The sequence below is a fragment of the Tropicimonas sp. IMCC6043 genome (genome assembly GCF_004146235.1).
Lineage (GTDB): Bacteria > Pseudomonadota > Alphaproteobacteria > Rhodobacterales > Rhodobacteraceae > Tropicimonas.
On sequence record NZ_SELO01000038.1, the window covers coordinates 22,743 to 37,141 of the forward strand.

Here is a 14,399-nt window from a genome sequence, read left to right on the forward strand (position 1 = left end):
ATCCCTCAGAGGAACGCCGAGTCTCGGTTCTCGGAAAACCGGAAAACGGCATAGACGCAGACTCCTGTGCAGAGCAGCAGGACCGTCGACAGGGCTGCCGCGAGCCCGAACTCTCCATCCAGAACTGCAAGGTAGATAGAGACCGGCATCGTGAGCGTGCCGCTGTCGTAGATGATCAGCGTGCCGGACAACTCGTTGATAGCCGTGATGAAACTCATCAACGAGCCGACGATCAGGCCCGGCAGGATCAGGGGAACAGTCACCTTGAGAAAAGCCGACAGGGGCGGTGCGCCGAGATTGATGGCTGCCTCCTCCATCGAGGGCTTCACCTGTCTGAGACTGGAAGTGGTGGAGCGCACGCCATAGGGCAGGCGGCGGATGAAGTAGAGCAGGATCAGCAGCCAGGCCGCGCCGATGCCGCCGAAGACGCCGGTTCGGAAGGTGGTCACGAAGCCGATGGCCATGACGACGCCCGGAACGAGGTAGGGCACCATCATCAGGAAATCGATGCTGCCCGACGCCTTAGTCTCGCGTCGCACGATGACGTAACTGATCAGCGCCGAGAATATGGTGATCAGCGCCACGGCCGACAGCGCGAAGAGAAAACTGTTGCCCACGGCCATCGGTGCCTGCCGCCACATCCGCTCATAGCTCTCAAGGCCGAAGCCCCCGACAAAAACGGGCCCGTTCGTCTTCAGGAACGAGGTGTACACGACCACGAGGTTGGGCAGCATCGCGATGAGAACGGCGCCATGGCAGAAGACGTGCACGGCCACGTTCTTCCAGCCGGCCAGCCGCTTTTTTACAGGAAGGTTGGTCAGGCTGCTGGCATAGCGGCGGCGCGCAAGGATGCGGCGCTGAACCACGAGCGCCAGCATCGAGATCGCGATCATGATCATCGAAACCGTGACGGCTATCGTGGGCAGCCCGCCGAGTTCGGAGCGGTAGGCCGCGAAGGCGATGGTCGAGAGCGTGCGAAACCCGCGCCCGAGGATCGCCGGCGTGCCGAAATCGGCGATCGACAGAACGAAGCAGATGATTGCCCCTGTGCTAATGGCGGGGAAGACCAAAGGCAGGGTGATCTTTGTGAAGCGCTGCCACGGGGTGCAGCCGAGATTTTCGGCGGCGTCCTCGAAGGATTTGTTCACGGCCATCAGCGCCGTCTGGGTCATCAGGAAGACGAAGGGAAAGAATTTCAACGTGAAGACCAGGATGATGCCGTGAGCGCCGTAGATCGTTGGGGTCTCGATGCCGAACCGCTCGAAGAAATTGGTAATGAAGCCGTTGGAGCCCAGCATCATGATCCAGGCATAAGCGCCGATGAAGGGCGGTGCGACAAGGACGAGGATCGCCAGCGTCGAGATCCAGACCCGCCCCCAAAGATGGAAGCGCGCCGTGAAGAACGCCAGCGGAATGCCGACAAGGCAGGCGCCGATGGTGCCAAGGACGCCGACAAAAAGCGTGTTCTTCAATCCCCTGAGATAGAAGTTGCGGGTGAAGACCTCGACGTAGTTGCCCAGCGTCCAGTTGCCGGTATCGGCGTCGACGAAAGACAGGAGCATCACCCGCAAAATCGGGATCAGAAGCAGGATCGCCAGCACGAGCAGCACGACGCCGGTGACAACGGTCCAGAAGTCCGGTCTGCGGCCAGCGATCCTCATGTCGCGCGGCGTCCGGTTTCGCTGTCCTCGAAGAAGGCCAGATCGCTCCGATGCACCAGCAGTGTCACCGCGCTGCCGGGCTGAAGTGCAATGACGGCCGGGTCGGGGCGCGCGAATGATTTCACCACCTCGTCGGCCTCGGTGCGTACCAGAACCTCCATCTCGCGACCGATGAAGCTGACGCTGGCAAGACTGGCCGGGATCGCCACCTCTTCATCGCCCGGAGGGACGCTGCCCGGCACCACGCGCACGACCTCGGGACGAACGCCGCAGACCAGGGGCCTGCCGTCCGCGGCGAGACCGCCATTGGCCACCACGCCCCCCGCCGAGGCGAGGTAGAGCCCGTCGCCCTGGCGCGTGACGGCAAGAAAGTTGTTGGCTCCCACGAAGGTCGCCACGAAACGGTTGGCCGGATGCAAATAGATGTCGAGCGGGTTGGCGGCCTGCTGGATCACGCCCTGATGCATGACGCAGACCGTGTCCGACATCGCGAGAGCCTCTTCCTGGTCGTGGGTCACGTAGATGGTGGTGATGCCGAGTTCCTGCTGGATCCGGCGCAACTCGGCTCTCAGGTCGACCCGCAGCCGTGCGTCGAGGTTCGACAGCGGCTCGTCCATCAACAGCACCTTTGGCCGGATCACGATGGCGCGGGCCAGCCCGACGCGCTGCTGCTGACCGCCGGACAGTTCATGGGGCATGCGGTCCGCGAATTGGCCAAGTTGAACAACGTCGAGCACCTCAGCCACGCGCTGCTCCATCTCGGCTCGGGGAATCTTGCGCTGTTTCAGGCCGAAGGCGACGTTGTCGCGGACGCTGATATGGGGGAAGATCGCATAGTCCTGAAAGACCATGCCAACGTCGCGGCGATAGGCCGGCAGACCCTCAATCGCCTTGCCGTCGACCGCGATGGTGCCGGCGTTCTGTTCGTGAAACCCGGCAATGGTCCGCAGCAGCGTGGTCTTGCCGCAGCCCGAAGGACCGAGCAGTGTATAGAACGCGCCCGATGCGATCGAAATGTTGATGTCGGACAGGGCCACCACATCGCCGTACAGCTTGCGGATCCCGATAATATCGACCGAAGCCATGGACGATGCCTCTTCGGAAAGGAGTTCCGGGCCTGGCCGTGCAGGCCCGGAGGAACAGATTATTATTGGACGTCCAGGACCAGATCCTTCCACTCTTCGACAAGCCGTTCGCGATTGTCCGCTGCCCAGGCGGCGTCGTATCCGACCGAGTTGACCTGATCGAGTGGAAGAAGCGCCGGGTTCGACGCAACGTCCGACCGAACCGGGCGGCGGCCCTGCTCGGCCACGACGGCCTGCGCTTCGGCCGACAGCATGAAGTCGAGGAATGCCTTGGCATTGTCGGCATTCGGTGCGCCCGCAACCAGGGCCATGGCATCCGGCGCGATGGCCGTCCCTTCGGAGGGATAGACGATCTCGACCGGGCCGCCGCCCTCGACATAGCGCAACGCGGCATCCTCGAGCGTGACGCCGATGGCAAGTTCCCCGTCATTGACGAAGCGAGGAACCGCGCCGGAGCTGTCGGACAGGACGAAGTTGCTTAGCAAACCCTTGTAAACGTCCCAGCCGGCCTCTTCGGAGTCGAACGCCTGCAGAACGGTGGCGAGCTGGATATAGGCGGAGCCCGACGCGTCTGCGCGGGCCGAAGAGATCATGTCGTCGTACATCGGATCGGCCAATGCGGCCCAGCTGTCCGGGACGGGCACGCCGTCAAGCTTCCCTTCGTTCACGATCAGTACCATCACGACCGCGGTGAACGGCGTCCACATATCGCTTTGCCTCATGCCGTCGGCCAGCATGTCCGAGCCGGCCGCCTCGTAGGCTTCGAAGAGCGCGGGGTTGAAATCAATAACTGTGCCGTCGACGCTCCAAAGCACATCCGCCATCGGGCTTTCCGCCTCGGCCGTGAGCCGGTTCAGAAGCTCGCCAGAGCCGGCCTTGATGATTTCGACGGATGTGCCGGTCTGTTCCTCGAACATGGGCACAAGCGCGTCAATGAAGTTCTGGGGCACCGCAGTGTAGACCGTTACCTTGCCGTCGGCCCACGCGACCGAGGCGCCGATCGCCAGAACGGACGTCAACGCCATCGTCTTGATCTTGGTTTTCATCTGACCTCCCAAAGTTTTCTGTGCCTGGCGGTTCGCCGCCGGGTCGTTCGGCGCGACGAGCGCGCCTTGGATTAGATTGCATTCCAGAATATAATACGAGTCAAGAAAAGTTCGGGCCGTCGCTCCGGGAATGATCCGTCGGCCGGGGCGAAAATGGAATGACGTGGACTGATGAACGAGACATTCGGCCTGGGATTGAATGCCAGACGCATCGTCGCCGACCTCCGGCGCGAAGGTCCGATGTCGCGCGCTGACCTGGCGCGGCAGCTTGACATAACGCCATCGACGGTGACCCGGATCACGGGCCAGATGATCGCCGACGGATTGCTCTCCGAGATGCCCGATCCGCGCCGCCTGGGGCGCAAGGGCTATCCGGCCCGGCTTCTCGATCTCAAGCCCGAGGGTTTGTGCACCGCCGGTGTCTATCTTGACCCCGACCGGATCATGACATGCGTCGCGACGCTTGCCGGCGAGGTTCTGGCTCGGCAGGAACTGCCTGTACGCGACCGGACATTTGAAGGCATAATGTCCGCCGCGGGGCGAAGCGTCCGGGATCTCGTCGAGGACGTTGGGATTCCGGAGGGACGGCTCGCCGGCTGCGGCGTCAGCTATCCGGGGATGTACAGCGCGGATCCGACACAGGTCATGCGCATCCGACAGTTCCGGGACTGGCCGCCGGTCAATGTTCGTCGCGACCTCTCGCCGTGGTTCGGAATGCCGGTACAGCACCAGAACGACGCCAAGGCAGCCTGCTTGGCCGAGCTCTATTTCGGCGCGGCGCGGCATCTGAGCGACTTCTGCTTTGTCTGGTTGTCTTATGGCATCGGCGGCGCAGCGGTGGTGGAGCAACGTGCCTATCCTGGCCTGAATAACGCCGCGGCGGAATGGGGCGGCCTCTTCCCGAAATCAAGACCGAGGCCGTCCGGGCAGGACCTGATCGACAGCTTGGCGCGGGCCGGACATCCGCTGGATCGCCTGCAGGACATTGACGCCACCCATCTGGCCCTGCCCGTGGTGGAGGAATGGTTGCAGCGCGCGTCGGAGCAGCTACGCTGGCTCTGCCTCGTCATCGCCCGAACCTTCGCGCCCGAAGCCATCGTGTTGGGCGGAACCCTGTATCCGGCGATCATCGACCGGTTCCTTTCCGACATCAGCTCGGGTGCGAGCCTTGGCGAGGATTTCCACCTGGCCCCGCCGCGTTTGCTGCGGGCCTCTCGGGACCAGGAGCCGCAACTGGGACCTGCCTCGTTGCCGGTGCACGCCGCCCTAAGCCCGAGCGCCTATCAAGGACAAGCCCGAAAGGGCACCTGAACGTCCGTTCACGGTCGCAACGAAGAATGCGGTATCGACGCTGCCGGAGACGACGCGTTGGGGTTTCTCCTCGAGCGCCGGTCGGGAACGGCTTCGAACGGCAGGTCGGGATTAATCTCGGGGCGTTCTGCTCGCCGACATTTCGGCAAAAAATGATCACTGCGCGTCGGTTCCATCATTTTGAAGTGCCAGAAGCGCGGCACCGCGGACACCGCTGCTGTCGCCGAAGGCGGGTTTCACGATCTCGGGCAGCCTTACCGAGGGCAGGGCGCTCTTCTTCAGGGCATCGACAAGGCGCGTTTCCAGCCCGGCAATATTCGACAAACCGCCTCCCAGAACGATGCAATCGGGGTCGATATGCAGCTGGATCGTGTGGAGAAGTTCGGCCATGAGCTCGGTCCAGGTTACGAGCACGCGCGCTGTGTCGATATCGTCAGGCGCTGTCGCGATCTCAGCCGCACTGAGCGTCCGCCCGGTCAGCGCCAGCGCCAGTCGCGCCATGCCGGTGCCCGAAACGAGCGTTTCCATGCAACCGGTGCGGCCACAACCGCATGCGACGAGCGGAAGGTCGTGGCGGGCCACGATATGGGCGGGCAGCGCATAGTGGCCGATTTCGCCCGGAAGTCCGTTCAGACCCAGAACAAGGCGCCCGTCCTGACAAAGGCCGCCGCCCAGCCCGGTGCCAACGATCAGGCCGAAGACCCTGGCCCGGCCGTCGCCGGCGCCGCCACGGGACTCCGAGAGGGTGAAGCATTTGCAGTCATTGGCGATCACCACGCGTCCGCCGATCCGCTCTGTCAGGTCGCGAGCCAGCGCATGCCCGTTTGCAACGAGGTTGGCACAGACGGAGACGCCGCTGTCGGGATGGACCAGCCCTGGCACGCCAATACCGACCGGCAAGTCGGCCGTCTCGGCCAGTTTCCGAAATCGGAATACCTCGTGCTCCAGCGCAGCCAACAGGTCGGCGTAGGTGCTGCGCGGTGTTGGCTGTCGGCAGCTTTCGCGGACTGTCATGTCGGCGGCAAACAGCGTGACCTCGATCTTGGAGCCACCCAGATCGACGCCGATCGCTGCCGGACGATCAGGAGTAGAGGCGGACATTCGACACCACGCGGGTCAGGGTGCGCCCGGCAAAAGGGTCATCCACGTTCAGCGCCAGGGATTTCGACCACGCCACCGACAGGCGCTGCGCTGGCAGCACCGCCAACGGCGTGTTCCATACATCTTCCAGGCCGGTGTCGAGAGGGATGTCGGGGGCCTCGGTGCCTGCCATCGGTGCGCCGATGGTGGTGACGCTTATCTTGGGAAACTGGTCACGGATCTCGGTGACGATGTCCTGGTCGTATTTGCGGGTCAGGTCGTCCGAGGACAGGAAGACGAAAACCGAGCTGTCATCGTCGAGCACCGCCTTCGGCCCGTGCCGGAAGCCCAGCGTGCTGTCCCAGGAGGTGACGACCTGGCCCGCCGTCAGTTCGAGCACCTTGAGCGCCGACTCCCGGGCCGTGCCCTTGAACGGACCCGAGCCAAGGAAGACCGCGCGCCCGGGACGCGCTGCATTGACCGGCTGCGCCATCAGCGCCCGGGCGCCTTGCGCCAGTCGCCGCATCCGGTCGGCAAGCGCGTCAATCGGCGTGTCGGACAGGCATGCCAGCGCCGTGATCAGCATCGTGGTGTAGCTCGAAGTCATGGCAAAGCCTGCGTCGTGACAGGCGGCGGGCAGGGTGACGACACGCCACTCGCCGGTGCCTTCCGGCCTGCGCGTCGCCAGAACGCTGTCGCTATTGCACGTGATGTTCAGCCGGTCGGCGTCGGGCGCCACACGGTCGAGCAGGTCCAGCGTGCCGATGCTTTCCGAGCTGTTGCCGCTGCGCCCGAAGGACATGACAAGTGGTCGGGTGGCGGTTCGGAAGAAATCGCCGGGTCTTGCGACCAGGTCGGTGCTCGCGACGTTGACGAGTGGAATGCCACGGCACCGGTTCAGGCCGACAACCAGCGAATCCGCGATGAAGGCCGAGGTTCCGGCGCCGCACAGCCAGATCTCGTCCGGTGCGCGTGCGGCGATCCAATCGCGGATTTGCCCGGCGATCGGCGGAAGCTCTGTTGCCCAAGCCTCCCAGATGTCGGGCTGCGCGGAGATTTCCGCTTCGGTTCTGGACTCCATGCCTGTTTCGTCCTTTCGATTTCGGGGCAGAGCCCTGCCTGTTGGCCAGAGAAAACGGTGTGCTTCTCAACTCGATCGCCGCGCGGTGTTCGGGTGAAAGAGTGCTGTCGGATGCGATGACATTGGCATAGAACAGCCGGTGCCTTACCCCAGCGTATCGGCCAACACTTGACCTGTGGATGCCATCGTCAGACCAAATCGGCTTGAGCGGCGCAAGGGGCAAAGAGCGCCTCGCTTTTCAACCCTTGTCACTGTCAGTTCCCGTCGAGCGTCAGCCAGTTTATGTGAAGATGCAGCAAGCTACGGGAACATGAAAAGAATGGCCGCCAGAACACCCGGCGACCACTCTCTATTCGATCTCGAGGTCAGTTCTTTTCGACCAGCCGATAATACACGAAATCGGACGTGGCGCCGTTGACGTAGCCAGTCACATTTTCGCCCATCGCCACCTGATAGGCGGCCTGGAACATGATCACGATCGGCGAACTCTCCTGCACTTTCATCTGCAGGTCCCGGTACATGTCCAGCCGCTTCTCGGGATCGGCCTCGGAGAGCGCTGCCATGGTCTCGGTGTTCATCTCGTCCGGCACGGCCCAGGCGTTCCGCCAGGTCGTGGTCGCCTGGTAATTGTCGTCCGAGTTGTCCGAGTTGTATGCAAACGCTTTGGCGTTCGAGTGCGGGTCCATGAAGTCCGGCCCCCAGTAGAGCAGCATCGCCTGGTGGGTCCGCTCGCGGTACTTGGTGATCACCTGTGCGCCGGTGCCGGGCAGGATGTCGAAATTGATCCCCGCGTCGGCAAAGCTCGCCTGCAGCGACTGGGCCATGTCGGTGAAGGGCGCGGCGTTGATCACGTCGAGCGTGACGGTGATCGGGGTCTCGACCCCGGCATCGGACAGAATCTGCTTGGCCTTCTCGGGATCGTAGGTGAAGGGCGTCTCGTCATAGGAGCCCGGGAAGCCCTTGGGCCAGAAGGCCTGATGGATCTCCATCTGTCCGTTGAGGAAGCTGTCGGTCATGCCGCCATAATTGACGAGGTAGCGCGCGGCTTCCCAAAGTGCCGGGTCTGTCAGGCTCTCGGTCTTCTGGTTGAAGGACAGGAAGTGCACGGCGGCCTGAGGGAAGGTCTCGACCTTGATCGCATCCGAGTTGAGCGACGCGATCTGGTCGGGCGTCAGGTTGCGCGCAAGATCGATGTCGCCCTGTTCCAGCAGGAGCTGCTGCGTGGCCGCCTCGGCGACGTGGCGGATGATAACGCTGCTCATCGCCGGCGCACCCTTGAAGTAGTCGGGATTGGCGCTCATCCGCACCATCTGCGACGGCGTGTAGGCGTCGAGCTTGAACGGGCCGGAGCCGGCGGCGTTGGCGTTGAGCCAGGCGTTGCCCATGTCGCCATCGGTCTCGTGCTCCATCACCACGGCCTTGTCGACGATGGAGGCCGGGCGCGAGGCGAGCACGTTCAGCACGAAGGCGGGTGAGAAGTCACCCTCGTATTTGATCGTGACGGTGTTGCCATCTGCCGTCACCATCTCGTCGACATTCTCGGGCGTCCAGCCGAGCTGTGCCAGGATGAAGGCGGGGGTCAGGTTGAGCTTGATCACCCGGGCGAGCGAGAAGACGACGTCGTCCCCCGTCACCGGGTTGCCGGAGGTGAACTTGGCATCGTCGCGCAGAGTGAAAGTGATGGTCTTCGCCTCGGCGTCGGCCATCCATTCGGTGGCAACTCCCGGCGCCAGCACGGTCGGATCCTCGGCATCGTATTGCACCAGCCGGTCGTAGAGGTTGGTCACCAGTTCGCCGGAGGTGAACTCGTAGGCTTGTGCAGGGTCGATGGCGACGATGTCGTCGATGTTCTGTGCGACGACCAGCACGTCGCCGGGCGTCGCGGCAAACGCGGACGTCCCGGCCAGCGGCAGCACCAGCGCCGTGGCGAGCAATGTGGATCTTAGCAGTGTCATTGAGGTCTCCTTGTTGGGTCGGCCTGGGTTCTTTGCTCAGGTGGGTTTGTCGTTGGGGATCATTTCGGGCAGCTCGAGGCCGCCCTTGCGGTGCAGCACCGCAAGCGTGCCGGTCCACAGGATGCGGGCCGGTCGGTCGGTCGTGTTCGCCCAGGAATGCGGGCGAAGGCCGCTGTAATGCAGGCTGTCCCCCGCGCCCATGTGGATGACCTGCCCGTCCAGCGTCTGGTCAATCTCGCCATCGAGGACATACAGTATCTCCTCACCCTCGTGGCTGACCTCTTCCGAAACATAGCCGGGTGGTACATGGAGCACGAAGCTCGACATCTCGGCCCCCGGGAAATCGGCGCCAAGGCTTTCGTAGCGCATGGACGATCCGGCGAGCGCGAAATGCGGGCGCGTGCTGGCCCGGGTCAGGCTGTCCACCGGCCGCGGCGCGGCAACGAAATACTCGAGGCCGGTATCGAGAGCGTTGGCGATCTGCGCCAGGGTGCCAAGCGAGGGTGTGGCGTTGTCGCGCTCGACCTGGCTCAGATACCCGACCGAAACGCCTGCCCGATCGCCCAGCACCTGCAAGGTCATCCCGAGCTGCTTTCGCCGCCGACGGATCGACGGGCCCAGCTGCCGTTCTGGAATCGGTTTCGCCTGTGCGGTGCTCATTCAGTGCTTGCTCACCCCGGTTAATCTCGGAAGCTACAAAAAAAATTTTTCCATAGCAAAAAATTTTTGTAAGGGCCGGTCCAAGATCCTATGAAGAGATAACGATCGACGCTGCGGCGACGTGGTCGAAAAGTTGGAGAACAGGTGGGACTGGCGACCGAAGGACTGAACTTGCGCCGGATAGGCGGTAGCATCCGCGGACTTGGTGGATTCGCCGTTGTGACGGCGTTGACCTTCCTCGGTCTTCTCGCCGTGACTTTCTTTATCGGCCGCGTGGTTCCGATCGACCCGGTACTGGCCGTCGTCGGGGATCGCGCGACGCAGGCGCAATATGACGCCGCCCGCGTTGCCATGGGGCTCGATCGGCCGCTGGTAGTACAGTTCTTCTCCTATGTCGGCGAAGTGCTGCGCGGCGACCTCGGCCAGTCCATCACCACCAACCGCCCCGTGGCGGAAGACCTGGCCCGCGTGTTTCCGGCAACGCTGGAAATGGCGACCCTCGGCATACTGATCGGCGTGCTGCTCGGCGTGCCGACGGGTGTCTGGGCGGCATCGCACCAGGGAAGCTGGATCGATCAGGTGATCCGGGTCTTCGCGCTGATGGGCTATTCGGTGCCGGCCTTCTGGCTCGGTCTGGTCGGGCTTGCCGTTTTCTATGCCGGTCTCGGCTGGGTCGCGGGGCCGGGTCGCCTCGACATCTTCTACGAAGGGCTCGTGCCCACCCGCACCGGGCTGATGCTGGTGGATTCGGCGCTGGTGGGCGACTGGCAGGTGTTCTTCAACGCGCTCGACCACCTCGCCCTTCCCGCCACCATACTCGGCTTTTTCAGCCTGGCCTACATCGCCCGGATGACCCGCAGTTTCATGCTCGACCAACTCGGCCAGGAATACATCACCACCGCGCGGGTGAAGGGCGTGCCCGAATGGCGGGTGATCTGGGGCCATGCCTTCAAGCCGATCCGGGTGCCGCTGATCACCGTCATCGGCCTCTCCTACGCGGGGCTACTGGAAGGCTCGGTGATGATCGAGACCGTGTTCAGCTGGCCGGGGATCGGGAACTACCTGACCCAGGCGTTGCTCAACGCCGACATGAACGCGGTGCTGGGGGCCACGCTGGTGATCGGCTCCGTCTTCATCCTGATCAACAAAATCTCTGACGTGCTCTACCGCGTCCTTGACCCGAGGAGCCGGTAGATGGGCGCGCGCGACTGGCTTCTCGACGACAGCCCCGCCTCGCGGGTCCAGGCCGACCTCGGCCGCGCCTACCGCATGGGCATGGCGCTGCTGCGCAATCCGCTGGCCGTCATCGGTGCGCTGATCATCCTCGTGCTGATCCTGACCGCCGCCTTCGCGCCTTGGATCGCCCCCGAAAGCCCCTTTGGGCAGGACCTCGCCAACCGGCTGCTGCCACCCTCACAGCAGCACTGGATGGGTACGGACGAGCTGGGGCGCGACATCTTCAGCCGGGTCGTCTACGGCTCGCGGATCACGCTGCTGATCGTGGCACTGGTCGCCGTGATCTCCGCTCCGCTGGGGCTGATCATCGGCGCCGTCTCGGGCTATTTCGGCGGCTGGACAGACCGGTTCCTCATGGGCGTCACCGACATCTTCCTGTCGATGCCCAAGCTGATCCTTGCTCTGGCCTTCGTCGCCGCCCTTGGGCCGGGCATCGAGAACGCGATCATTGCCATCGCCATCACCGCGTGGCCGGCGTATGCCCGCATCGCTCGGGCGGAGACGCTGACCTTCCGCAGTTCCGAGTTCATCTCGGCGGTGCGGCTGCTTGGTGCATCGCACTTCCGGATCATTTTCCGTCACGTCCTGCCGCTCTGCACCTCCTCGATGATCGTCCGGGTCACGCTCGACATGGCGGGCATCATCCTGACGGCCGCCGGTCTGGGCTTCCTGGGATTGGGCGCACAGCCGCCGTTGCCGGAATGGGGCGCGATGATCTCCCGCGGGAGGACGTTCATCCTCGACCAGTGGTGGGTCGCCACGATGCCGGGCTTTGCCATCATCCTCGTTTCACTGGGTTTCTCTTTATTGGGAGACGGGTTGCGGGACGTTCTTGATCCAAAGCACGGGGGGGAGCGATGACCGCGCCGCTGCTGGAGATCGACAACCTGCGGGTCAGCTTCCCGACCCACACCGGCCGGGTGGAGGTGGTCAAGGGGTTGTCCTTCACCCTCGGCCGGGAGCGGCTCGGGATCGTCGGAGAAAGCGGGTCAGGCAAGTCGATGACCGGGCGTGCGATCCTGCGGCTGGTGCGGTCGCCGGGCCGACAGGTGGCCGACCGGATGGTGTTCGACGGGATTGACCTCCAAGCGCAAAGCGAGCGGGCCATGCGGGCGCTGCGCGGCGCGCGGATCTCGATGATCATGCAGGACCCGAAATTCTCGCTGAACCCGGTGATGACCGTCGGCGCCCAGATTGCCGAAGCTCTGCGGGTGCAAGAGCGGCTGCCGCACCGTGCGGTCCGGGCGCGTGTTCTGGAGATGCTGGAGGCGGTGCGGATCCACAACCCGGAGCGTGTTGCTCGTCTCTATCCGCACGAGGTTTCAGGCGGCATGGGACAGCGGGTGATGATCGCCATGATGCTCATCCCGCGCCCCGACCTGCTGATCGCCGACGAGCCAACCTCGGCGCTCGACGTGTCGGTGCAGGCGCAGGTTCTCGACCTGATCGACGAACTGGTGCGCGAGAACGGCATGGGGCTGATCCTCATCAGCCACGACCTCGGGCTGGTCTCGCGCTATTGCGACCGGATCGTGGTGATGAACGCGGGCGAGGTGGTGGAGAGCTGCGTGGCGAGCGAATTGAATAACGCCACCCATCCCTACACGCGCGGGCTGATCGCTGCCCAGCCGCGCATGGAAGAGACGCGCGACGAGCTTCCCGTCCTCGACCGCAGCGCATGGAGCGGCACGTGAGCGCGATCTCCTTCCGCAATGTCGATATTTCCTACGGCGACACGAAGGTCGTGGAGGGCGCCGGTTTCGAGGTTGCCGAGGGCGAGAGCTTCGCCCTGGTGGGCGAGAGTGGCTCCGGAAAGTCGACCATCCTGAAGGCCATCGCAGGCCTTGCCCCGGACTGGACGGGCGAGATCTCCGTGCTGGGTCAGCCGTGCGGCCACAGGCCCGATCAGGCCTTTGCCGAGCGGTGCCAGATGGTGTTCCAGGATCCCTACGGCTCGCTGCATCCGCGCAAGACGGTGGACGCGACGCTCGTCGAGCCGCTGGTCGTCCACGGCATCGGCAATCGCAGTGCGCGGGTGGTCGACATGCTGGCGGCCGTCGGCCTCGACCGCAGGTTCCGCTTCCGCTTCCCGCACCAGCTTTCGGGCGGCCAGCGGCAGCGCGTGGCGATTGCGCGTGCGCTGATGCTGGAACCGAAGGTCCTGCTACTCGACGAACCGACCTCGGCGCTCGACGTGTCGGTCCAGGCCGAGATCCTGAACCTGCTGAAACGGCTGCGGCGGGAGCAGGGGCTGACCTACCTGATGGTCACCCACAACCTGCCGATCGTCGGCTTCATGTGCGACCGAATGGCGATCATGAACCGCGGCCGGATCGTCGAGATCGCCCCCGCAACGGCGCTGCACGATGGCGCCTTCAGCGACCCCTATTCCCGCGAGCTCTACGCGGCGAGCGGTGGCAATCCTGACCTGGAGCAGACACTATGACCGATCATCAACAGGCCCGTGAAGCCTTCGAATCCGCCCTTGCGGTGGCCAGGACGGAGGCGGCGGCCTTCGACGCACTGTGCGCGCTCGCGAAGGCGACGGTCGGGGCGAAGCTCTTTACCGTGATGACGGTCGATATGAAGGCGATGCTTGCGCGCCGCGCCTACACCGACGACGCTGGGAACTATCCGACCTCGGGGACGAAACCGATCGAGATCAACCCGTGGTTCGAGATCGTGCACGGCCGGCATGAAACCTTTGTCGCCAATACGTTGGCCGACATCGACAAGGTGTTCCCCGACGCGGATCTTATCGGCCGCCTCGGCTGCGGCTCAGTTGTAAACCTGCCGATCCTGCTGGGTGGGGGGGTGGTCGCTACCGTGAACATTCTCCACGAGGAAGGGTACTATTCACCAGAAAGGGTCGCACTCGTGCACGAGACCCTTCGCCTGCCCGCAATGGCTGCGATGGCCGTTGCCCTGACGATGTCACCGTTACCCGAATCGAGACCGAGCGAGGTCTGAACAGCGCCCTCTGCGGTGTCAGGGCACTTTTGCATGTGGAAAAGCGTGGGCGTGTCAGAACAGACTTGCTTGGGCGGCGTAGTTGGCTCGCAAAGCTATCTGCGATGACCAAATGCAGCCCATGCCGCTATTTCAAGTCATTGCCCGAGATCACCCCACTGGCAAAGATGCACTAATACCAACGGCCCTACTGGTTGACCGTCGCCCATGTGCGCGAGGTGATCGAGGTTATGACCTCCGGTTGTTCTATAAAGAGGTTCCATGCCGCGCAGCAGGCATCGACGATAGCGCCGTAGTCGTCGAAAACGCTGATC

General features: G+C 63.8%; 13 protein-coding genes. 6 read left to right on the forward strand and 7 right to left on the reverse strand.

Annotated elements, in window-relative coordinates; genetic code table 11:
• Window positions 1–5 precede the first annotated feature (5 nt).
• The 3 genes from EU800_RS21360 to EU800_RS21370 all read right to left on the reverse strand — a co-directional run bounded on the left by EU800_RS21360 (window position 6) and on the right by EU800_RS21370 (window position 3,792).
• The gene (locus EU800_RS21360; RefSeq protein WP_129635556.1) at window positions 6–1,661 is read right to left on the reverse strand and encodes an iron ABC transporter permease; all 1,656 of its coding nucleotides are present in this window, start codon (window positions 1,659–1,661) and stop codon (window positions 6–8) included.
• Complete coding sequence (locus EU800_RS21365) at window positions 1,658–2,746, reverse strand: ABC transporter ATP-binding protein (protein WP_129635557.1); 1,089 nt, start codon at window positions 2,744–2,746, stop codon at window positions 1,658–1,660. Before EU800_RS21365 ends, EU800_RS21360 begins: the two co-directional genes overlap by 4 nt.
• A 62-nt stretch (window positions 2,747–2,808) precedes the next feature.
• Entirely contained in the window at window positions 2,809–3,792 is a 984-nt protein-coding gene (locus EU800_RS21370; RefSeq protein WP_129635558.1) for an extracellular solute-binding protein, read from the reverse strand.
• Window positions 3,793–3,963: 171 nt separating this feature from the next.
• Here EU800_RS21370 and EU800_RS21375 point away from each other — a divergent pair, with 171 nt between their 5' ends.
• Window positions 3,964–5,103, forward strand: coding sequence for an ROK family transcriptional regulator (locus tag EU800_RS21375; RefSeq protein ID WP_129635559.1), 1,140 nt, complete (start codon window positions 3,964–3,966; stop codon window positions 5,101–5,103).
• A gap of 156 nt (window positions 5,104–5,259) precedes the next feature.
• On the opposite strand, the gene EU800_RS21380 is transcribed toward EU800_RS21375, so the two are convergent.
• The 4 genes from EU800_RS21380 to EU800_RS21395 all read right to left on the reverse strand — a co-directional run bounded on the left by EU800_RS21380 (window position 5,260) and on the right by EU800_RS21395 (window position 9,879).
• Window positions 5,260–6,204, reverse strand: coding sequence for an ROK family protein (locus tag EU800_RS21380; protein WP_129635560.1), 945 nt, complete (start codon window positions 6,202–6,204; stop codon window positions 5,260–5,262).
• The gene (locus EU800_RS21385; protein ID WP_129635561.1) at window positions 6,185–7,264 is read right to left on the reverse strand and encodes an SIS domain-containing protein; all 1,080 of its coding nucleotides are present in this window, start codon (window positions 7,262–7,264) and stop codon (window positions 6,185–6,187) included. Before EU800_RS21385 ends, EU800_RS21380 begins: the two co-directional genes overlap by 20 nt.
• Window positions 7,265–7,629: 365 nt before the next feature.
• The gene (locus EU800_RS21390; protein ID WP_129635562.1) at window positions 7,630–9,219 is read right to left on the reverse strand and encodes an ABC transporter substrate-binding protein; all 1,590 of its coding nucleotides are present in this window, start codon (window positions 9,217–9,219) and stop codon (window positions 7,630–7,632) included.
• 36 nt (window positions 9,220–9,255) lie between these two features.
• Entirely contained in the window at window positions 9,256–9,879 is a 624-nt protein-coding gene (locus EU800_RS21395; protein WP_129635563.1) for a helix-turn-helix domain-containing protein, read from the reverse strand.
• A gap of 165 nt (window positions 9,880–10,044) precedes the next feature.
• Between EU800_RS21395 and EU800_RS21400 the strand changes: the two genes are divergently transcribed.
• Genes EU800_RS21400 through EU800_RS21420 form a run of 5 tightly spaced genes read left to right on the forward strand, consistent with a single transcriptional unit; the run spans window position 10,045 to window position 14,085 of the window.
• Entirely contained in the window at window positions 10,045–11,073 is a 1,029-nt protein-coding gene (locus EU800_RS21400; protein WP_242500668.1) for an ABC transporter permease, read from the forward strand.
• Window positions 11,074–11,976 (forward strand): nickel transporter permease, encoded by a 903-nt coding sequence (nikC, locus tag EU800_RS21405; RefSeq protein ID WP_129635565.1) that lies wholly within the window; start codon window positions 11,074–11,076, stop codon window positions 11,974–11,976.
• Entirely contained in the window at window positions 11,973–12,809 is an 837-nt protein-coding gene (locus tag EU800_RS21410; protein ID WP_129635566.1) for an ABC transporter ATP-binding protein, read from the forward strand. The genes nikC and EU800_RS21410 overlap by 4 nt, the downstream gene beginning before the upstream one ends.
• Window positions 12,806–13,561 carry an ABC transporter ATP-binding protein gene (locus EU800_RS21415; protein WP_129635567.1) on the forward strand — a complete coding sequence of 252 codons (756 nt, stop codon included), beginning with the start codon at window positions 12,806–12,808 and terminating at the stop codon, window positions 13,559–13,561. Before EU800_RS21410 ends, EU800_RS21415 begins: the two co-directional genes overlap by 4 nt.
• Window positions 13,558–14,085: a GAF domain-containing protein gene (locus EU800_RS21420; RefSeq protein WP_129635568.1), complete on the forward strand. Its 528-nt coding sequence runs from the start codon at window positions 13,558–13,560 to the stop codon at window positions 14,083–14,085. Before EU800_RS21415 ends, EU800_RS21420 begins: the two co-directional genes overlap by 4 nt.
• Window positions 14,086–14,399 lie beyond the last annotated feature (314 nt).